Annotated in this window: 22 protein-coding genes; 7 read left to right on the top strand and 15 right to left on the bottom strand. The window is 70.6% G+C overall.

The genetic code is table 11. The features are described 5' to 3' along the window. Positions 1-38 precede the first annotated feature (38 nt). Complete coding sequence (pyk, locus tag JF597_RS26835) at positions 39-1466, top strand: pyruvate kinase (RefSeq protein WP_293999821.1); 1428 nt, start codon at positions 39-41, stop codon at positions 1464-1466. A gap of 76 nt (positions 1467-1542) precedes the next feature. On the opposite strand, the gene JF597_RS26830 is transcribed toward pyk, so the two are convergent. The 6 genes from JF597_RS26830 to JF597_RS26805 all read right to left on the bottom strand — a co-directional run bounded on the left by JF597_RS26830 (position 1543) and on the right by JF597_RS26805 (position 7074). Next, positions 1543-1704 carry a hypothetical protein gene (locus JF597_RS26830; RefSeq protein ID WP_293999818.1) on the bottom strand — a complete coding sequence of 54 codons (162 nt, stop codon included), beginning with the start codon at positions 1702-1704 and terminating at the stop codon, positions 1543-1545. A 382-nt stretch (positions 1705-2086) separates the two neighbouring features. Further along, entirely contained in the window at positions 2087-2443 is a 357-nt protein-coding gene (locus JF597_RS26825; RefSeq protein WP_293999816.1) for a hypothetical protein, read from the bottom strand. 285 nt (positions 2444-2728) lie between these two features. Next, positions 2729-4090 carry a hypothetical protein gene (locus tag JF597_RS26820; RefSeq protein WP_293999813.1) on the bottom strand — a complete coding sequence of 454 codons (1362 nt, stop codon included), beginning with the start codon at positions 4088-4090 and terminating at the stop codon, positions 2729-2731. Beyond that, positions 4080-4667: a DUF6114 domain-containing protein gene (locus JF597_RS26815; protein ID WP_293999811.1), complete on the bottom strand. Its 588-nt coding sequence runs from the start codon at positions 4665-4667 to the stop codon at positions 4080-4082. The genes JF597_RS26820 and JF597_RS26815 overlap by 11 nt, the downstream gene beginning before the upstream one ends. A 143-nt stretch (positions 4668-4810) precedes the next feature. Next, complete coding sequence (locus JF597_RS26810) at positions 4811-5455, bottom strand: DUF6230 family protein (RefSeq protein WP_293999808.1); 645 nt, start codon at positions 5453-5455, stop codon at positions 4811-4813. A 644-nt stretch (positions 5456-6099) separates the two neighbouring features. After that, positions 6100-7074, bottom strand: a complete 975-nt coding sequence (locus JF597_RS26805; RefSeq protein ID WP_293999805.1) for a tetratricopeptide repeat protein — start codon at positions 7072-7074, stop codon at positions 6100-6102. Positions 7075-7307: 233 nt separating this feature from the next. Between JF597_RS26805 and JF597_RS26800 the strand changes: the two genes are divergently transcribed. Then, positions 7308-7931, top strand: a complete 624-nt coding sequence (locus JF597_RS26800) for a TetR/AcrR family transcriptional regulator (RefSeq protein WP_293999803.1) — start codon at positions 7308-7310, stop codon at positions 7929-7931. Between the two features lie 159 nt (positions 7932-8090). Here the strand turns inward: JF597_RS26800 and JF597_RS26795 are convergent, their stop codons facing one another. The 4 genes from JF597_RS26795 to JF597_RS26780 all read right to left on the bottom strand — a co-directional run bounded on the left by JF597_RS26795 (position 8091) and on the right by JF597_RS26780 (position 12151). Then, positions 8091-9791, bottom strand: a complete 1701-nt coding sequence (locus tag JF597_RS26795) for a methylmalonyl-CoA mutase family protein (RefSeq protein ID WP_293999800.1) — start codon at positions 9789-9791, stop codon at positions 8091-8093. 89 nt (positions 9792-9880) lie between these two features. Then, positions 9881-10225, bottom strand: coding sequence for a DUF3817 domain-containing protein (locus tag JF597_RS26790; protein WP_293999798.1), 345 nt, complete (start codon positions 10223-10225; stop codon positions 9881-9883). A gap of 66 nt (positions 10226-10291) precedes the next feature. After that, entirely contained in the window at positions 10292-10801 is a 510-nt protein-coding gene (locus JF597_RS26785) for a MarR family transcriptional regulator (protein ID WP_293999796.1), read from the bottom strand. A gap of 147 nt (positions 10802-10948) precedes the next feature. Then, positions 10949-12151 carry an MFS transporter gene (locus tag JF597_RS26780; RefSeq protein WP_293999793.1) on the bottom strand — a complete coding sequence of 401 codons (1203 nt, stop codon included), beginning with the start codon at positions 12149-12151 and terminating at the stop codon, positions 10949-10951. 88 nt (positions 12152-12239) lie between these two features. On the opposite strand from JF597_RS26780, the gene JF597_RS26775 reads away from it, so the two are divergent. Further along, the gene (locus JF597_RS26775; protein WP_293999791.1) at positions 12240-13232 is read left to right on the top strand and encodes a DUF5937 family protein; all 993 of its coding nucleotides are present in this window, start codon (positions 12240-12242) and stop codon (positions 13230-13232) included. A gap of 12 nt (positions 13233-13244) precedes the next feature. Here the strand turns inward: JF597_RS26775 and JF597_RS26770 are convergent, their stop codons facing one another. The 5 genes from JF597_RS26770 to JF597_RS26750 form a co-directional block, all read right to left on the bottom strand. Then, positions 13245-13895: a TetR/AcrR family transcriptional regulator gene (locus JF597_RS26770; RefSeq protein ID WP_293999788.1), complete on the bottom strand. Its 651-nt coding sequence runs from the start codon at positions 13893-13895 to the stop codon at positions 13245-13247. Further along, a complete protein-coding gene (locus tag JF597_RS26765; RefSeq protein WP_293999785.1) occupies positions 13892-14572 on the bottom strand; it encodes a DUF4166 domain-containing protein in 681 nt (226 codons plus the stop codon). Before JF597_RS26765 ends, JF597_RS26770 begins: the two co-directional genes overlap by 4 nt. Continuing rightward, the gene (locus JF597_RS26760) at positions 14569-15312 is read right to left on the bottom strand and encodes a hypothetical protein (protein WP_293999783.1); all 744 of its coding nucleotides are present in this window, start codon (positions 15310-15312) and stop codon (positions 14569-14571) included. Before JF597_RS26760 ends, JF597_RS26765 begins: the two co-directional genes overlap by 4 nt. Before the next feature lie 159 nt (positions 15313-15471). Then, positions 15472-15768, bottom strand: a complete 297-nt coding sequence (locus JF597_RS26755; RefSeq protein WP_293999780.1) for an MTH1187 family thiamine-binding protein — start codon at positions 15766-15768, stop codon at positions 15472-15474. Further along, complete coding sequence (locus JF597_RS26750) at positions 15765-16109, bottom strand: DUF3817 domain-containing protein (RefSeq protein ID WP_293999778.1); 345 nt, start codon at positions 16107-16109, stop codon at positions 15765-15767. Before JF597_RS26750 ends, JF597_RS26755 begins: the two co-directional genes overlap by 4 nt. 63 nt (positions 16110-16172) lie before the next feature. Between JF597_RS26750 and JF597_RS26745 the strand changes: the two genes are divergently transcribed. The 4 genes from JF597_RS26745 (at position 16173) to JF597_RS26730 (ending at position 18651) form a co-directional block, all read left to right on the top strand. Beyond that, positions 16173-16466, top strand: a complete 294-nt coding sequence (locus tag JF597_RS26745) for a DUF6191 domain-containing protein (RefSeq protein WP_293999776.1) — start codon at positions 16173-16175, stop codon at positions 16464-16466. A 106-nt stretch (positions 16467-16572) separates the two neighbouring features. Next, positions 16573-17205 (top strand): AIM24 family protein, encoded by a 633-nt coding sequence (locus JF597_RS26740; protein ID WP_293999866.1) that lies wholly within the window; start codon positions 16573-16575, stop codon positions 17203-17205. Between the two features lies 1 nt (position 17206). Next, positions 17207-17857, top strand: a complete 651-nt coding sequence (locus tag JF597_RS26735; RefSeq protein WP_293999773.1) for an AIM24 family protein — start codon at positions 17207-17209, stop codon at positions 17855-17857. Beyond that, positions 17854-18651 carry an AIM24 family protein gene (locus JF597_RS26730; RefSeq protein WP_293999770.1) on the top strand — a complete coding sequence of 266 codons (798 nt, stop codon included), beginning with the start codon at positions 17854-17856 and terminating at the stop codon, positions 18649-18651. Before JF597_RS26735 ends, JF597_RS26730 begins: the two co-directional genes overlap by 4 nt. Positions 18652-18661: the final 10 nt, after the last annotated feature.

The following is an 18661-nucleotide window of genomic DNA, read 5'->3' as shown; positions in this document are numbered from 1 at the left end:
AATATTCCGTAGCGAAACAAACCGATAGGATCGCCCCCATGCGCCGTTCGAAAATCGTCTGTACTCTCGGCCCCGCGGTCGACACCCACGAGAAGCTCGTCGCCATGATCGAGGCGGGCATGAACGTGGCCCGGTTCAATTTCAGCCACGGCTCCCACGCCGAGCACCAGGGGCGGTACGACCGCGTCCGGGCCGCCGCCAAGGAGACCGGCCGTGCCATCGGCGTCCTCGCCGACCTGCAGGGCCCGAAGATCCGTCTGGAGACCTTCGCCGAGGGACCGGTGGAGCTGGAGCGCGGTGACGAGTTCGTCATCACGACCGAGGACGTCCCGGGCGACAAGACCATCTGCGGTACGACCTACAAGGGCCTGCCGGGCGACGTCTCGCGCGGCGACCAGATCCTCATCAACGACGGCAACGTCGAGCTGAAGGTCACGGACGTCGAGGGCCCGCGGGTGACGACGATCGTCATCGAGGGCGGTGTCGTCTCCGACCACAAGGGCATCAACCTGCCCGGCGCGGCCGTCAACGTCCCCGCGCTCTCCGAGAAGGACGTCGATGACCTCCGGTTCGCGCTGCGCATGGGCTGCGACATGGTCGCGCTGTCCTTCGTGCGGGACGCCAAGGACGTCGACGACGTCCACCGGGTGATGGACGAGGAGGGCCGCCGGGTCCCCGTCATCGCCAAGGTGGAGAAGCCGCAGGCGGTGGAGAACATGGAGGGCGTCGTGATGGCGTTCGACGCCGTCATGGTGGCCCGTGGCGACCTGGCCGTCGAGTACCCGCTCGAGAAGGTCCCCATGGTGCAGAAGCGCCTGATCGAGCTGTGCCGGCGCAACGCCAAGCCGGTGATCGTGGCGACCCAGATGATGGAGTCGATGATCACCAACTCCCGCCCGACCCGCGCCGAGGCCTCCGACGTGGCCAACGCGATCCTGGACGGTGCGGACGCGGTGATGCTCTCCGCGGAGTCCTCCGTCGGCGCGTACCCGGTCGAGACCGTCAAGACGATGTCGAAGATCGTCGTCGCGGCCGAGCAGGAACTGCTGAGCAAGGGCCTGCAGCCCCTCGTGCCCGGCAAGAAGCCGCGCACGCAGGGTGGTTCGGTGGCCCGTGCGGCGTGCGAGATCGCCGACTTCCTCGGCGGCCGCGGCCTGGTCGCCTTCACCCAGTCCGGCGACACCGCCCGCCGCCTGTCGCGCTACCGCGCCCAGCAGCCGATCATCGCCTTCACCACCGACGAGAACACCCGCAACCAGCTCACCCTCAGCTGGGGCGTGGAGTCGCACGTGGTGCCGTTCGTGAACAGCACGGACGAAATGGTCGACATGGTCGACCAGGAGCTCGCCAAGATCAAGCGCTTCCACCCGGGCGACACGGTCATCATCACGGCCGGCTCACCCCCCGGCGTCCCGGGCACCACCAACATGCTCCGCGTCCACCACATCGGCGGCATCAACAAGTGACGGCCCTCTGAAGGGCCTTGTACGACGCTGAGGGCGCCTCCCGCTGTGCAGGGGGCGCCCTCGCCGTGCCGGCGGACTACGGCAGGTCCTGGGCCACCCGCTCCCAGGACCGGAACTCCTGCCACCGTGGGTGAGCGGTGAGAAGCGGGGCCAACGGGCGCACGGGGTTGAGCAGCCGACGGATCTTCCGGAGTTCGCGGACCTGTGGCAGGAACCCCAGTTTCTGCGCATGGTCCATCTCGGACCAGCACGCGGCCGGCCCTGCAGCCTCCCCGGGATCCATCGGCATGGCGTCCAGAGCCCGCACCGCTGCCCGCGCTGTTACGGGTGACGAGGTCGGCGATGCCGTCACCGGTGTAGTCGCCCCGTCCGGCGATGACGCTCATGCCGTTCCAGCCGGTGGAGTTCTTCATCCGGACCCGGGTCCGGAGCGTGCCGTCGGCCTTGCCCTGGTAGCGCCAGAGCTGCCCCGAGGCGTCACGGGCGACCAGGTCGGGCTGGGCGGAACCGGCCATGTTGCCCACGGAGACGATGAGGTTGCAGGCGGCCCAGCCGGTGCCCAGCACCTTGGTGTCGGTGCCACGCTCGGCGGTGTAGTAGAGGGTGTCGTCGATCCGGTACTAGAGGTCGTTGCCCCGGCCGTTGTCGGAGACGTTGGCCTGGATCATCGCGGAGGCGACCGAATAGCCACCGCCCAGATCCGTCCGGGGCTTCCAGCCACCGGTGCCCTTGGGTTCGCAGTCGAAGAGCCGGCCGTCCTTCTCCCGGGCCAGGAGCGGAAAGAGGCCGGTGCCGTCGGCGGCCGCCTGCTGGAGCAGCGGTGCCTGGTCGGTACGGGCCGCCTGGACGGAGTCCGGTTCGCCGGACGACGTCGGTGGCGTGATCTGCCCGGTGGCCACGGCGAGTACTGCGGTCACGGCCAGCGCGCCGATGACCGCCGCCGCCCGGCGGAGCGGGCGGCGAAGGAATGTCACCATGCGTGTGAGGTCCCCCTCGTCGGCGTCGACGGGGGAAGTCGCGGACACATACGCCGAAGGCGCCGCGAACCGGTCGCGGCCGCCTGGCACCTCCCCCGCGCCGCGTGCTTGGTCATGCACGCGGCAAGCGCACCCTTACGAGGACGGTGTGAAAGCTGTAAATGACTTATCAAGGCCGAGGCAAGCCACCGGAAGCCCGGACAGCACTGTGGCCCGGTCGCCGCACTGGGCGGACGACCGGGCCACAGCTCTCTGCGCGGCTCCCGGACGGGTCTGTGGGTGCGCTCAGCTGGTGCCGTCAGTTGTGTAGACGTGCATCCCGGGCACGTGCAGGGTCCCGCCGAACTGGGCCGCCTGGACGACCTTCACGTTGGTGAAGTAGATCAGCGGGATGTTCAGCGGCGGCGGGTTGTCCGGGTCGAACGTGATCGGGATCAGACCGAACAGGTTGCCCGAGATCGACTCCGTGTACATCGTCGTGGCGCCGTTGCGGATCGTGGATGTCGAACCCGACGCGGCCTGCACGTGGTACGTCTTGTTGATCTTGGTGTCCTTCACCGTCTGGTGCAGGTCACCGATGTCGGTGCCACCCGAGATGACATACTTCAGCACCTTCTTCGTCTTGCCGCTGGCCGTCTTCACCTCGACGATGCCCTGGTAGTCGGCGCTCTTCAGCGTCAGCGAGCTGGCGTTCAGGTACCAGGGGTCGTCCGCGACCGCGACCTTGTTGTCGACACCGCTCACGTCGTCGGTGGCGGCATCGCAGTTGGCAGCCGACGTGCTGGAACTCGCGGACGGGCTCGGCGAGGCGCTGGAGGCGGCGGTGGAGGCGGCGCCCTCGGCCGTCTTGGTGACGTCACCGGCCGCCTTGGTCGCCGTGTCGGTGGTGTCCTTCACGGTGTCCGTGACCTTCTTGACGGTCTTGGACACGGTGTCGGAGCCGCTGTCCTTGCTCGACGATGACGACGAGCCGGAGGACGCGGATGCCGACGGCGACGGGGTCGCGCTCGCGGTGGAGTCCGACGAGGACGAGCTCGTCGTGCTGCCGCCGCTCAGGATGCTGCCGATCGCGTTCCCGAGCGAGTCCAGCAGACCGCCACCGCTGCTGCTGGTGCTGCTCGCGGAGGCGGACGGGGTCGCCGTGCTCCCGGAGCCCGACGAACCGGACCCCGACGAGTCCGAGGAACCCGAATCGCCCGAGGACGAGGACGACTTGGAGGCGGACGGCGTCGGCGCGGCCGTGTCGTCGGAACCTGAATCCGACGAGGACGACTTGCCCGACGACGTCGAGTCCTTGGCGCCGTCCGACGCAGTCGCCGACGGCGTGGCCGAGTCCGTGGCCTTGTCGCTCGCGCTCGCCGAGGCGGAGGGCGAGGCGGAGTCCAGGGCGGAGACGCAGTCCTTGTAGTCCTCGGCAAGGCTCTTCGACGACGCCGACGACGTGCTGTTGGTGTCGGCGATCGCGAGCGAGGACGTGAACCCGAAGCCCATGAGCACGGCCGTCGGCATCGCCACGGAGGCTATCGCCTTGCCCGCCGGCATGTGGAACCTGGTGAACAGCGGCTTCTTGGGCGCCGCATGCCGCGGCCCGGTTCTCACACGGGACTCGTCCACATCAGTCCCGTGGGTCACCTCGTCAGCCGGCACTGTGCCTCCCGTTCGCCCCGTTCAGCGGGCTCGTTCCTGACAGGTCGTTCTCCCCCAGCGCCTGAGGGGCCTGGGAGGTGCCCCCGTCGCCCACGCCGTCGGCACCCGGGTAGTAGGCGGCCTTCTCCGGGGCGTCGTCCCCGGCCGGCGGCACGTCACCTTCCGGCTGCGGCTGCTTGGGCGTACCCGGCCCCCAGGCCACGGCCATCGCTCCGCCGATCAGGGCGAACAGGAAGCCCAGGACGAAGCCGCCGAAGTTGGACACGGGGAGGGACACCAGCGCCAGCAGGATCGCGGCGACTCCCGCGAACGTGCGGATGTGCTTCTGGAACCAGAGGCTGACGCCCAGGACGACGAGCAGCACGCCGATGATCAGGGATCCGGCGCCCGCGGTGGTCGACATCGCGACCGTCAGGCTGCCGAGCTGGAGATGCGCGTACGGGAAGTACATGATCGGAAAGCCGGCGAGCAGGATGTACAGACCGGCCCAGAACGGCCGCGTGCCCCGCCAGGCGCGGAACTGCAGCCTCCGGCGGGTGAACTGGCCGGGTGCGGCGGCAGGGGTCTCGGCGCTCATGGAAAACAGCTCCCTGGTGCGGCGTTGCTGTGGTGGTGTTGCTGTGGTGGTGCGGGGGTGATGCGGTGCACCACGTGTGAAGACCGTGGGCGGAAGGTCGACGGGCGGGGGTGCCATCGGCTCCCCCGCCCGTCACGGAGTGCTCAGTAGCACTCCGCGCCCGAAGTCGAGACCGACATGTGCAGACCGCTCAGCTTGAAGGTTCCGGCAGTGGTGGCCCACGCCGTCTGCTTCACGCCGGTCAGCGAGGCGTGGTCCGCCTCCTGTCCGAACCCGTTCGGGTTGGTCAGCCCCTTGCTGACCTCGTCCTGCTTGATGCCAGGACCCTTACTCATGCTTCCGGCGGCGACACCGATGTTGATGTTGGTGAACGTCGCGTCAGCGGTGAGGTCGTCGAGGTCGATGTACAGCTTGGTGGCCTCGACCGGCTTCTTCGCGTCGGCGCCCGCGTGCAGGATCAGGCTGACGTTCCCGAAGAACGGCACGTTCGGCGTGACCACGGACTGGCACAGGTTGGTGATGGTCGCGCTGTTGAACGCCGACACCGCCACCGGGTGGGTGTTCGCCTTGGTGGCGCTGCTGCCCATGTCGACAGCACCGTACTGCTCGAAGCCATCACCCTCGAGCGAGTCGGCCGAGACCTTGAACTGCTGGCCCGACACGCTGAACGACGCGGCGAGAGCGCCCTGCGCGAGGGCGACACCTATACACGCCGTGGCGGCGACGCTGGGCACCATGACCACAGCGAACCGCTTCCATCTGGTCCCGCCACGCACCTGGGACTCCATATTTCCTCCTTCTCGGACGTACATCTCCTGGCCCGGAATCGCCCCCAACGGCGGCTCGGCCGGGCAGGGATGGGAGAAGTGCTACGTCCTCGGAAGGGGAGCGCCCGTACTCGGAGGCACGAACGCACCTCGATCACCGGCGATCACCCCCGAGCGACAACCACTGGTCGCGCCTGACACGCATCACGCACAACCTTGCTGGACAGGCTTCGCGGTGAGGCGAAGACCCCCCTGCCCAAGAGCCGGCGTCACTGCCGCCGACTCTGCTCGGTGGGGACCCAGATGAACCCGCGGCCCGACCGGCTGTCGGGGTACGGGAATGGACCGAGCGTCGCCGATCGTGGTGCATTCTCGCCGCCCGCACAAGGGGCTTCGTTACTCGGTAGTAACGGCCGGATAACCGAAGGACGACCCACCGGTCTCGGAAAGCGACTCTCGGTGGCGTCCAGGGGAGGATCAAAACAGTTGATCAGTGGACGAAATCAGACAGACCAACAGCCCTGTTTTACTCCGAGTAACAGCGGCCGCGATTACCAAGATTTGGTAAAGAGCGGCCGCCGTGACCCCGTCCGGGCAAATCTTTCACTCGGGCATCACAGGACGTGACGTTTAGCGACTGGTCAGAACCGTGTTCAGACCGTTGCCTAGAACAGCGCGCGCGCCAGCGCCCTGCGCGCTCCCACGACCCGCGGGTCGTCGGTGCCCACGACCTCGAAGAGCTCAAGAAGCCGCCGGCGTACGGCATCCCGGTCGTCCCCGGCCGTCCGCTGCACGGTCTCGATCAGCCGTCCGAAGGCGTCCTCGACATGCCCGCCCACCAGGTCCAGGTCGGCGGCCGCGATCTGCGCCCCGGCGTCAGCCGGCTTCTCGGCCGCGTCCCTGCGCACCTGCTGGGGGTCCATCCCCTGCACTCGCTGGAGCAACTCGGCCTGTGCGAGCCCCAGCTTGGCCTCGCTGTTGCCCGGGTCGTCGCTCAGCACGTTCTTGTACGCCTGGACCGCACCGCCGAAGTCACCTGCGTCCAGCGCCTGGACGGCGGCCTCCAGGAGCGCGTCGTACGGTCCCGCGGGCATCGCCGCGGGCCCGGCCTGGGCACCCGGCTCCGCGTCGGGGTCGACGACGAGGCCGGTCAGGCCGAAGCGCTGCTCGGCGACCTGCACCAGCTGATCCAGCGTCCCGCGGATCTGGTCCTCGCCGGCCGCGCCCTGGAAGAGCGGCAGCGCCTGCCCGGCGACGACGGCGAACACCGCCGGGATCCCCTGGACCCCGAACTGCTGCATCAGCATCTGGTTGGCGTCGACGTCGATCTTCGCCAGCAGGAAGCGGCCGTTGTACTCGACGGCGAGGCGCTCAAGGACCGGGCTCAGCTGCTTGCAGGGCTGACACCACTCGGCCCAGAAGTCGATGACGACGGGGACTTCGGCGGACCGCTGGAGGACATCGCGCTCGAAGCCGGCTTCGTCGACGTCGATGACCAGATCGGCCGGGGACACGGCACCGGCACCACCCTGCCGGGCCGCTTCGGCGCGCGCCTGCTCGGCCTTGGTCTTGGCCTCCTGGGCCGCCTTGACCGCGGCGAGGTCGACGACGCCGCTCATGGACATGTTCCGTGGCTGCATGCGTCTATCCTCCCCCGTTCCCGCGCGTGTGTGAAAAGCGTTGTGAAAGCCGGGCCGAACGTATGTTTCTCAGGCGGCGCCGGGTCCCCACCCCACGCCGTGGTCGTCGCCCGTACCGTCACCCACGAGCTTTCGCTACGACCCGTAGCGTAATGCCATCGGGGACCCGTGCGACACCACGTTCCGGTGATCTCCCTCACGGCATCACATGAATGGCCGGTTATGGTCGTGGAATGCAGAGCCGCACCCCCGCCGGACGTACCGGCCGCCCGCGCAGCGCCGCCGCGGACGCGGCGATCCTGGCGGCGACGCGGCAGGCGCTGGTCGAACTGGGCTGGTCGAAGCTGACCCTCGGAGACGTGGCCACGCGGGCCGGGGTCGCGAAGACGACCCTCTATCGCCGCTGGGCGGGCAAGAACGAACTCGTCGTCGACGCGGTCGCGGAGCTGTTCGACGAACTCGAACTCCCCGACCGCGGCAGCCTGGCGAACGACATCGAGGGCGTCGTGCTCCAGTTCGCGGCGATCCTGGACCGCCCGGAGGCCCGCAGCGGCCTGATGGCGGCGGTCGCCGAGTCGACCCGCGACGACGCGCTGCGGGAACGCATCCGCGCGTCCATCGTGGACCGCCAGAAGCGGCTGGTCCTGGAGGGCCGGGCGCGGGCGCAGTGCCGGGGCGAACTCCCCTCCGAGCCGGACCCGGAGGAGGCCGCCCGCACGGTGGACCTGATCTTCGACATGGTGGCGGGTGCGGTGGTCCACCGCACCCTGATGAGCGGCAAGCCGGCGGACGAGGAGTGGGTCCGCGACTTCACCCGCGTCCTCCTCCTGGGCCTCACCGCCCAACCGCCGACCTGACCCACTCACAGCAGCCGCCCCTGAGCCCACCGAGCCGCCCCGGACAGCAACTCCTCGACCGGCCGAGTCGGCCGGGGCGGCGGCCACTTCTCGACCCACCGAGTCGGATGGGGCGCATGGGCTTCGGGGGCCCAGGGGGCGGAGCCCCCTGGTGCGCGACTAGAACCCCGCCGGCTCCGTGTACACCCCCCACTCGTCGCGCAGCACCCCGCAGATCTCGCCCAGGGTCGCCTCGGCCCGCACCGCGTCCAGCATCGGCTCGATCATGTTGGCCCCGGACCGCGCAGCGCCCAGCATCGCGTCCAGGGCGGCGCGCACCGCGCCCTCGTCCCGCGCGGCCCGCCGCTCGCCCAGCACGCGCACCTGCTCCCGCTCGACCTCGTGCGAGACCCGCAGGATCTCCAGGTCCCCGGTGACGGACCCGGTGTGGACGTTGACGCCCACGACCCGCTTGTCGCCCTTCTCCAGCGCCTGCTGGTACTGGAAGGCGGACTCGGCGATCTCGCCGGTGAACCAGCCGTCCTCGATCCCGCGCAGGATGCCCGAGGTGACAGGCCCGATCGGGTGCCGCCCGTCCGGGTGGGCGCGCAGCCCCCGCTCCTTGATCTGGTCGAAGATCTTCTCGGCGTCGGCCTCGATCCGGTCGGTGAGCTGCTCCACGTACCAGGAACCGCCCAGCGGGTCCGCCACGTTGGCGACGCCGGTCTCCTCCATGAGCACCTGCTGCGTGCGCAGCGCGATCTCGGCGGCCTGCTCGCTCGGCAGGGCGAGGGTTTCGTCGAGGGCGTTGGTGTGCAGCGAGTTGGTCCCGCCGAGCACGGCCGCCAGCGCCTCCACCGCCGTCCGCACGACGTTGTTGTACGGCTGCTGGGCGGTCAGCGAGACTCCGGCGGTCTGGGTGTGGAAGCGCAGCCACTGCGCCTTGTCCGACCGGGAGCCGTAGACGTCCCGCATCCACCGGGCCCAGATCCGGCGCGCGGCACGGAACTTGGCGATCTCCTCGAAGAAGTCGACGTGCGCGTCGAAGAAGAAGGAGAGGCCGGGCGCGAAGACGTCCACGTCGAGGCCGCGGGAGAGCCCGAGTTCGACGTAGCCGAAGCCGTCGGCGAGCGTGTAGGCGAGCTCCTGCGCGGCCGTCGCACCCGCCTCACGGATGTGGTAGCCGGAGACGGAGAGCGGCTTGTACGCGGGGATGCCGGCGGCGCAGTACTCCATCAGGTCGCCTATCAGCCGCAGATGGGGTTCGGGCTGGAACAGCCACTCCTTCTGGGCGATGTACTCCTTGAAGATGTCGGTCTGGAGCGTGCCGTTGAGGACCGACGGGTCGACGCCCTGGCGTTCGGCCGCGACGAGGTACATGCAGAAGACGGGCACGGCGGGCCCGCTGATGGTCATGGACGTCGTGACGTCGCCCAGCGGGATGTCCTTGAACAGGACCTCCATGTCGGCCGCGGAGTCGATGGCGACCCCGCAGTGCCCGACCTCGCCGAGCGAGCGGCCGTCGTCCGAGTCCCGCCCCATGAGGGTCGGCATGTCGAAGGCCACGGAGAGGCCGCCGCCGCCGTTGGCGAGGATCATCTTGTAGCGCTCGTTGGTCTGCTCGGCGTTGCCGAACCCGGCGAACTGGCGGATGGTCCAGGTCCGCCCCCGGTAGCCGGTCGGATACAGGCCGCGCGTGAAGGGGTACTCCCCCGGCCAGCCGATCCGCTCGAATCCCTCGTAGGTGTCCCCCGGTCGGGGCCCGTACACCGGCTCCACGGGATCCCCGGAGAGCGTGGTGAAATCGGCGTCCCGCTTGCGGGCCGCGTCGTAACGGGCCTGCCAGCGTCGGCGGCCCTCCTCGATGGCGTCAGCGTCCATGCCTTCGAAGTTACTAGGACGTCCTAGTAAATGTCGATGGGGAACCGCCGTACGGGTGTCCGTACGGCGGTACGTCCGGGGGCTACGGCCTAGGCCCGGACCTTCGCGGCCACCGGAGAACCCTCGGTGACCTTGGCGTCCAGCTCGCGGGTGACCTTGCGCTCCACGAAGAAGGCGGCGGTCGGGACGGTGCCCGCCAGCAGCACCCACAGCTGCTTGCCGACCGGCCACTTCGCCTTGGAGCCCAGGTCGAAGGCGAAGACCAGGTAGACGACGTAGAGCCAGCCGTGCGCGATGGCGACGACGCGCGTGACGTCGGCCGCACCGTCGATGTCCAGCCCGTACTTGGCGATCATGCTCAGGCACAGCAGCACCAGCAGCACACCGGTGACGTAGGCCAGGACGCGGTAGCGGGTCAGCACGCTCTTTTTCATGGGGACGAGCGTAACCACCCGTTCCGGGAGATCTTGCCCCGGGTCACCGCTCGGCGGACGGCGGGTTCAATCCTCGTCGAAGTCGTTCGCGTGGACCCGCAGCGGCCGCAGCATCGCGAAGATCTCCCCGCACTCCTCGGCGTCGTACACCCCGAGCCCGAAGTCCATCGCCATCAGGTCACGGGTGGCCGCCTCGACGACCTCACGGCCCTTCTTGGTGATGGTGGCGAGCGTGCCGCGCCCGTCGTTGGGGTTGGGACGCTTGTCGACCAGGCCGGACTTCACCAGCCGGTCGACGGTGTTCGTCACCGAGGTCGGGTGGACCATCAGCCGCTCACCGATCTTGGACATCGGCAGCTCGCCGGCCTTGGAGAAGGTGAGCAGCACCAGCGCCTCGTAGCGCGCGAACGTCAGCCCGTACGGCTTGACCACCGCGTCGACCTCGGCCAGCAGGATCTGCTGGGCCCGCATGATCGACGTGATCGCGGCCATCGACGGGACGTTCCCCCAGCGCTGCTTCCAGAGGTCGTCGGCACGGGCGATGGGGTCGAAGGGGAGACTGAGTGGCTTGGGCACGTCACCGACCCTACCGGCCGGTCATATAGCGGTCAGCCCTGTCTCGGCTTTCGGTCACCTCTGCCCAGGGCGGGCCCCCGCGGCACCGGCCCCGCACCCTCCCGGACAACCGCCACGGCACCCGCACCGCACCCTCCCGGACCACCGCTACGGCACCGGCCGCGGCAGCCGCCGGGCGGCCGCCGCCAGGCCGCAGCAGCACACCGCCCCCATCACCCCGGCGCCCGTCACGGCCGCCCGCACGCCCACGGCCTCCGCCGCCAGCCCCGCCAGCGTCATGCCGACGCCCTGCACGGTCATCAGCCCGGCGCTGAGCACGGTCATGGCCCGGCCGCGCAACTCCTCGGGCACGGCCCGCACGAACCACTGGTCCAGGCCCAGCGTGTACGCCGACCCGGCCCCCGCCGCCAGCAGGAGCAGCAGCGAGAGCGGGAGCGACGGGTGCAGGGCGTACCCCAGGTACGGCAGCAGGGCGAGGCAGACCAGCGGGAGGGCGATCCGCTCCCGGGCGGCCGGGCCGAGCCGGGCGCCCGCGTACAGCTCCCCGGCGACCGTGCCGACCGGCAGCGCGCACATCAGCAGGCCGAGCCCCGGCGATCCGGTGCCGAGCACGTCGGCGTAGGGGGCGGCGAGCGCCTCGGGGACGACGGCGAACATCGCCGGGACCCAGAAGAGGAGGAGCAGCAGGCGGATGCGGCGGTCGGCGAGCAGCTGCCGGGTGCCGCCGCGCTCCCGGGCCTGCGCGCGGGCGGGGCGGCGCCGGGTGCCGAGGCGCAGCAGCGCGGCCGAGGCGAGGAAGGTGCCGACGGTGATCAGCAGCGCGTGCCGCGGGGCGAGGACGGCGAGGAGCAGTCCGCCGAGGCCGTAGCCGGCCAGCAGGGCGCTCTGCGCGACGATCCGCAGCAGGGAGCGGCCGAGCACGAACAGGTCGCCGCCGCCGAGGACCTCGGAGAGGGTCGCCATGCGAGTGCCGGCGAAGACGGGTGAGACGACGGCGAGCGCGCAGCGCAGTCCGAGCAGCACGCCGATCCCGGTCCCCGGGACCGTCATCACGGCCACGCAGCCCGCGCACACCAGGTCGCACACCACCAGCACCCGGCGCGCCGGGAACCGGTCGGCGACCGGGGCCAGGAGGGTGCCGCCGACCAGGTAGGGCAGGAAGCCCAGCGCGAAGGTCAGGGCGCTGAGCAGGGGTGATCCCGTGAGGTCGTACACCAGCACGGAGAGCGCGATCTCGCTGACGATCACGCCGAGCATGGACAGGACGTGGGCGGCGAAGACGGCACGGAACTCGGGCACGGCGAGGACCCGGCCGTAGCCGGCGGGTCGCTGGAGGGCAGGCACGGACATGGACGGCAGCCTGACCGCGCTCCGGCCCACCGCTTAGAGTTTCGGCACCAGCCGAATCTTCGCCTCATCGCCCCGGACCGGTCCCGCCATGCCCTCCCACCTCCACTTCGACGAGGACGACTTCCTCCGGTGCCGGTTCGCCGTGTCGCCGCTGTGGGAGACGCAGGAGGCGGTGCGCACGCTGCGGCGGCCGGACCGGCACGGCTATCACGCGCCCTGGCTGCGGCGGATCAGGGCGGTGGCGGCCGGTCTCGACCTGAGGCCGCTGTGGCTGCTGATGCCCCGGCGCGGCCACTCGCCGGACTGGCTGGTGGCGCCGCCGACGGGTCCGGCCGCCTCCGTCGAGGAGGAGCTGGCGGCCCTGCGGGCGGTGGACCCGGAGACGGCCCGGGCGGACACCGCGCGCTCGCTCGCGGACACGCCGGGCGCGCTGGAGTCGGCGACCGGCCGGGCCTGGCTGGCCGACCCGCCGCGCCTGGTGCGGGAGCTGACGGACGCGCTGGAGGAGGCCTGGCGCGTGCTGGTGGCCCCGGACTGGCCCCGGCTGCGCGCCCTGCTGGAGGCGGACATCGCCTTCCACTCACGGCGGCTCGCGGAGGTCGGTCTGGGCGGCCTGCTGCCGGAGATCCACCACCGGTTCGGCTGGCGGTCCGGCACGCTGACCGTGGCCTCGCCCGGCGGCGCGTACGAGCGGCGGCTGGGCGGGCAGGGCCTGGTGCTGATGCCGAGCGTCTTCACCTGGCCGGACGTCGTCAGCACCTTCGAGCCGCCGGCCCGGCCCACGCTGGTCTACCCGGCCCGGGGCATCGGCGGCCTGTGGACGGACCCGGCCGAGGCCACGCCCGACGCCCTGGTACGGCTGCTGGGCCGGGGCCGCGCCACGGTCCTGGCCGCCCTCGCCGAACCGGCCACCACCACCGCCCTCGCGCACCGGCTGCGCCTCGCCCCCTCCTCGGTCTCCGCACACCTGGCGGCACTGCGCGACGCGGGCCTGCTGACCTCGCGCCGCTACGGCCACCAGGTGCTGTACGAGCGGACCCCGCTGGGCATCGCACTGGCGTCCGAGCCCCGGCGGCCCTGAGCCCCGACGGCCCTACCGGCGCCCGGCCCGGCGCAGATGGTGGCGGACCGCGCGCTGGGCCACCGGGCCGAGGTCCTCCAGCGCGGCCACCAGGGCGCCGAGTTGCTCAAGGGCCTCCAGGGCCGCATGGGCGCCGGTCGCGTCGACGCCCTCGTACAGCTCGATGCCGACGAAGGACGCGGCGACCGCGCGGGCGAGCCCGGCCGGGTCGGCGAACTCACCGAACGGGGTGGCCGCGAGGACGCGGACCAGCACCTCCTCGATCTCGGCGATCCACAGGTCGAGCCCGGCCGCCGTGGCGGGCCCGAGCGCCTCGTGGGTCTGGGCGCCGGCCAGCAGCTGGCCGAGCAGGGCGACATGGCCGCCCGCGCGTGCCTCCTCGTGGATCTGCCGCCCCACGGTGAGGAGTTCGGAGAGCGAGCCGACCGCGGCGAGGCGGGGGCGGAAGCGGGCGACGGCCTGCTCGGCGCCGTACCGGCAGGCGGCGGAGAGGAGTTCGTCCACGGATCCGAAGTGGTAGAAGACCAGTGCCTGGTTGACCCCGGCCGCCGCCGCCACGGTACGGGCCGAGGTCTTGGCGATGCCCTGCTCGGTGAGCGTCCGCAGCGCGCCCTCCAGCAGCTTGTTCTTGGTCTCCAGCGACTTGGCGGTCTCCGGGCTCACGCGCGCGACTCCTCACGGACCGGCCGCAGCCCCGGCCGGACCCCGCGGCGGCGGACATCGCTGTACGACGCCTCGAAGGAGCCCTGGTAGCCGAAGAGCGGCCCGAAGTACCGGTTCACGACCCGCACCCGGATCCGGAAGCGGCCGGCGCGGTCGTCGTAGGACTCGCGCACCTCGGCGGTGGCACCGGCGAGTTCGGGGACGCGGACGTCCACCGGGCCCTCCCGGAACCGGTGTTCGCCGGAGCGGATCAGCAGCGAGCCGTCGGCCTCGGCGTGGAAGTGCAGCTCGCTGGCGAGGTGCTGGTGGGTGCCGAGGTAGTCGAGGATGCGGTCGCCCTTGGGGCTGAGCACCATCTGGGCGTCGAAGCGACGGGAGCGGCCGGGCAGGTCGAAGGTGCGCACGAAGGTCACCGTCTCACGGCCGTAGGTGTCCGCGTAGGGCACATTCTCGATCTTGAAGGGCACGTTCCGGGCGGCCTCCGGGACCAGGATGTTGCGGGTGGCGCCCAGCGCAAGGAACGGCTTCACGAACGCCGGCCCGTGCCAGATGCGCTCCATCACGCCCCGGCCGGTGCAGGCCTCACCGCTTGCCAGACCGACCGAGAAACGCCGACGCAGTTCGGGGTGGAGCCGGTCGAAGCCGGCACCCATGACCGTGCGGAACATGGAGGTCACGACTGCTTCTCCAGGGTGTGCAGGACCCGGGGCGCGGTGACCTTGACCGGCGGGGTGCGCAGGCAGCGGCGGGCGGCGGGGGTGGTCGCGAGCGGGGCCGCGAAGAGGGCCAGGGAGAGGGCGACCACGAGGAGAAGCGGGATCAGGAAGGCGACGGTGGGCGAGGGCGCGCCGAGGCCCGGGCCCCGGCCGAGGGCGGTGGCACACCCGGCGACCGTCACCGCGCGGGCCGCCAGTTCGGCCAGCCAGTTCCGGCGGGCCCGCTCCGGGGTGATCCCGCGTTCCAGCCACAGCCGCAGCCGGTCGAAGGACCAGGCGGTCGCCCAGCCCATCAGGGGGCGGAGGACCAGCCGGTCGGCGAGCGCGCCGAAGGCACCCCAGCGGGGCCGGTAGTCGTACCCGGTGAGGAAGCGGACGCCGTCGGCGACCGGGACGTACCGCCAGTAGCCGCTGCCCTCGGCGAGCAGTGAGAGGGGGTGCGGGGAGGCGAAGCGCAGGGCCGAGGTGCGGGTGCCGTCGGGCCGCTCCTTCTCCCCCGCCGAGACGCCGGTGCCGGCGATCGTCAGGAACGGCAGCACGCGCGTGGCGTAGCGGAAGCGCTGCGGCTCGCCCGCCGTGCGCGGGAGGTGGTCGATCTCGGTGAACCTCAGGTCCCAGCGCTGGTGCCGGGCCGGGTCCTGCGTTCGGGCCCAGAGTTCGTCGAGATCGGCGCGGATGTGCGCCTCTATGTAGAGCCCCATCAGTGTTGTTACCCCCGTCACCTGGTCCTCGGAGCGCCTTTTGAGCGACCGCTCAAACTCTCCGGTGATGACCGTACCGAGTTTTGAGCGATCGCTCAATCAGAAGGCGGAAGAAAACCCCGGCCGCGCGTGCCGGGGTTTTCCGTGTGCCGCTGTCGGCTACTGGGCGAGGTGCCGCTCCACCGTCGCCACCTTGCTGGTGAGTCCGTCGGTGACGCCCGGCCGGATGTCCGCCTTGAGGACCAGGGAGACGCGCGGGGCGCGCGCCTCCACGGCGGCGACGGCCCGCTTGACGACGTCCATGACCTCGTCCCACGACTCGCCCTCGATCGAGGTGAACATGGCGTCGGTGCGGTGGGGCAGCCCGGACTCGCGGACCACCCGGACGGCGTCGGCGACGTACTCCCCGACGTCCTCGCCGACGCCGAGCGGCGTCACGGAGAAAGCGACGATCATGCGTTCACGACCCCTTCCTTGCGGGCACGGGCGGCGATGACCTCGTCCTCGGCGGCACGCTTGAGCCTGCGCTCGGCGAAGAAGCCGCCGGTCGGCAGGACGGAGAGGACGAAGTAGAAGAGGCCGGTCTTCAGGGGCCACTTGGTGCGGTTCCAGGCGTCGGCCCAGAAGATCACGTAGAGGATGAACAGGACACCGTGGATCGCGCCCATCACGGGCACCGCGTTGAAGTCCGTGGTCCGCTTGAGCACCGAGCAGACGAGGAGGATCAGGAAGGAAACGGCCTCAGGGGCGGAGACCAGGCGCAGGCGGCGGATGGCGGTGGCGGTCTTGATGTCCACGAGTCACCTTCGGTGGGAGAGACGTCCACTCTTTGTGAACGCGAGCACAAACGTCCACCCATTGTGGCAAAGGGACGGCGCGGACCCGGCGCGGGGGTGGCCGGCCGGGCGGCGCGACGAGAGGGGCGGGGGTGCAGTTCGTGTTCTTCATCGTGGCTTCAAGCAGTTCTTCATCGCGGCTTCAAGCAGCTGCACGCGGCCCTCTCCCCCGGCAAGCAGAACGAGCTCAAGGAGCGGCAGAGCGCGCCGGTACTGCGCGACGACGAGGAGGAGGACGGCGCGCCGCCGAAGTCCACGGTCGACCTGCCGGCCGGTACGGCGGTGATACGCCTCCCCGGTGAGTGCCGGCACCCCTGACGGCCGCACCCCTGCCCGCCGCACCCCTAGGGGGCGGATCCGGGGTGATGTCCACCCACGGGACCTGTCGCCGCCGCCTGCCTGCGGCTACCTTCGCAGCGTGGCGATGTTCCGACTCCAGGGCAGCAAGGTGCTCGCCGTCGACATGACCGGGGACGCCGTGAAGGCGAAGAACGGCTCGATGGTCGCGTACGACGGGCAGATGGCGTTCAAGAAGCTGAGCGGCGGCGGCGAGGGGCTGCGCGGGATGGTGACCCGGCGGCTCACCGGCGAGCAGATGACGGTGATGGAGGTGAAGGGGCACGGGACGTGCTGGTTCGCGGACCGGGCCTCCGAGATCAACCTGGTCGGTCTCCGGGGCGACAAGCTGTACGTCGAGTCCAGCAACCTGCTCGCGACCGACGCCGGCCTGCGCACCGGCACGACGTTCACCGGCCTGCGCGGCGCCTCCCAGGGCAACGGCCTGTTCACCACCACGGTCGAGGGCCACGGCCAGGCGGCGATCATGTCGGACGGCCCGGCGGTGGTGCTCAGGGTCAGCCCGCAGTACCCGTTGACCGTCGACCCGGGTGCCTACATCGCCCACCAGGGCGAGCTCCGCCAGTCCTTCCAGTCGGGTGTGACCTTCCGCACGTTCCTGGGAGAGGGCGGCGGGGAGGCCTTCCAGATCCGGTTCGAGGGGGACGGCCTGGTGTACGTACAGCCGAGCGAGCGCAACACGATCGCGGGGGACGTCTGACATGGCCCTGCGCGAGGTGAACTCCAAGATGGTCGAGGCGACCGTCGTGCCCGGGCAGCGGCTGTTCAGCCAGCGCGGCGCGATGCTCGCCTACCAGGGCGAGGTGTCCTTCACGCCCAACATCCAGGGCGGCCAGGGCGGGCTGATGTCGATGCTCGGCCGCCGGGTCGCCGGCGAGGCGACCCCGTTGATGACCGTCGAGGGCAGCGGCACCGTCTTCTTCGGGCACGGCGGCCACCACGTCCACGTCATCGCCCTCACCGGCGACACCCTCTACGTCGAGGCGGACCGGCTGCTCGCCTTCGAGGGCACGCTGCAGCAGGGGACGATGTTCATGGGCTCCCAGGGCGGTGTGATGGGCATGGTGCGCGGCCAGGTCACCGGCCAGGGCCTGTTCACCACCACCCTCAAGGGCCACGGCGCGGTCGCCGTGATGGCCCACGGCGGGGTCTTCGAGATCCCGGTCACCCCGCAGCGCCCGGTCCACGTCGACCCCCAGGCCTACGTCGCCCACCACGGCGACGTGCGCAACAAGCTGTCGTCCGCGCTCGGCTGGCGGGAGATGGTGGGCCGCGGCTCCGGCGAGGCGTTCCAGCTGGAGCTCAGCGGCAACGGCATGGTGTACGTGCAGGCGTCGGAGGAGAAGCTGTGAGCGCATACGGAGCGGCCGGACCGGTCGTGTACGACCCGATGACCCTCCCCGTCGACGACAACGTCAACAAGTACACCTTCTGCGTGGAGCTCAAGAGCAGCGAGTGGTTCCTGCAGAAGGGGAAGATGATCGCCTACTACGGCTCGATCGACTTCAACGGCATCGGACACGGCCGTTTGGACCGACTTGTCCGTACGTCCTTCCATTCGCCTCTGCACGCGAGCGACTGGGTGGTGGCGGCGGGCTCGGGCAAGATGCTCCTCGCCGACCGGGCGTTCGACGTGAACTCCTACGACCTGGACGACGGCAACCTGACCATTCGCTCCGGCAACCTGCTCGCTTTTCAGCCAAGTCTCGCGCTGAAGCAATCAATCGTTCCCGGTTTTCTGACCCTTATCGGAACCGGAAAGTTTGTGGCCGCGTCCAACGGTCCGGTGGTGTTCATGGAACCCCCCATCCGGGTGGACCCGCAGGCACTGGTGGGGTGGGCCGACTGCCCCTCCCCGTGCCACCACTACGACCATGGGTACATGACCGGCGTGATGGGCGGTCTACGTGCACTGACAGGCCTCGGCGGGGCCTCCGGAGAGGAGCATCAGTTCGAGTTCACAGGGGCCGGCACGGTCCTGCTCCAGTCCACCGAGACCCTGATGGCCGAGCAGGCCGCGGGAGCGGTTCCGCACGAGCCCGGAGTGCCCGGTGGAGGCGTCCCCTCCACAGGTCATTCACAACAACCGGGCGCACCGCGCCTTCCCGGACAGCTGGGGGACCTCCAGCGTCGCTTCGGGCTGTGAGCGGTAGTCT

The organism is Streptomyces sp. (assembly GCF_019510245.1).
Lineage (GTDB): Bacteria > Actinomycetota > Actinomycetes > Streptomycetales > Streptomycetaceae > Streptomyces.
This window is presented reverse-complemented; position numbering and strand designations above follow the sequence as displayed.

Coding starts and splice junctions, on each gene's coding strand:
- pyk (WP_293999821.1), top strand. CDS start 39: ATGCGCCGTTCGAAAATCGTCTGTACTCTCGGCCCCGCGGTCGACACC.
- JF597_RS26830 (WP_293999818.1), bottom strand. CDS start 1,704: ATGGACCATGCGCAGAAACTGGGGTTCCTGCCACAGGTCCGCGAACTC.
- JF597_RS26825 (WP_293999816.1), bottom strand. CDS start 2,443: ATGGTGACATTCCTTCGCCGCCCGCTCCGCCGGGCGGCGGCGGTCATC.
- JF597_RS26815 (WP_293999811.1), bottom strand. CDS start 4,667: ATGAGCGCCGAGACCCCTGCCGCCGCACCCGGCCAGTTCACCCGCCGG.
- JF597_RS26810 (WP_293999808.1), bottom strand. CDS start 5,455: ATGGAGTCCCAGGTGCGTGGCGGGACCAGATGGAAGCGGTTCGCTGTG.
- JF597_RS26805 (WP_293999805.1), bottom strand. CDS start 7,074: ATGCAGCCACGGAACATGTCCATGAGCGGCGTCGTCGACCTCGCCGCG.
- JF597_RS26800 (WP_293999803.1), top strand. CDS start 7,308: ATGCAGAGCCGCACCCCCGCCGGACGTACCGGCCGCCCGCGCAGCGCC.
- JF597_RS26795 (WP_293999800.1), bottom strand. CDS start 9,791: ATGGACGCTGACGCCATCGAGGAGGGCCGCCGACGCTGGCAGGCCCGT.
- JF597_RS26790 (WP_293999798.1), bottom strand. CDS start 10,225: ATGAAAAAGAGCGTGCTGACCCGCTACCGCGTCCTGGCCTACGTCACC.
- JF597_RS26780 (WP_293999793.1), bottom strand. CDS start 12,151: ATGTCCGTGCCTGCCCTCCAGCGACCCGCCGGCTACGGCCGGGTCCTC.
- JF597_RS26775 (WP_293999791.1), top strand. CDS start 12,240: ATGCCCTCCCACCTCCACTTCGACGAGGACGACTTCCTCCGGTGCCGG.
- JF597_RS26760 (WP_293999783.1), bottom strand. CDS start 15,312: ATGGGGCTCTACATAGAGGCGCACATCCGCGCCGATCTCGACGAACTC.
- JF597_RS26755 (WP_293999780.1), bottom strand. CDS start 15,768: ATGATCGTCGCTTTCTCCGTGACGCCGCTCGGCGTCGGCGAGGACGTC.
- JF597_RS26740 (WP_293999866.1), top strand. CDS start 16,573: ATGTTCCGACTCCAGGGCAGCAAGGTGCTCGCCGTCGACATGACCGGG.
- JF597_RS26735 (WP_293999773.1), top strand. CDS start 17,207: ATGGCCCTGCGCGAGGTGAACTCCAAGATGGTCGAGGCGACCGTCGTG.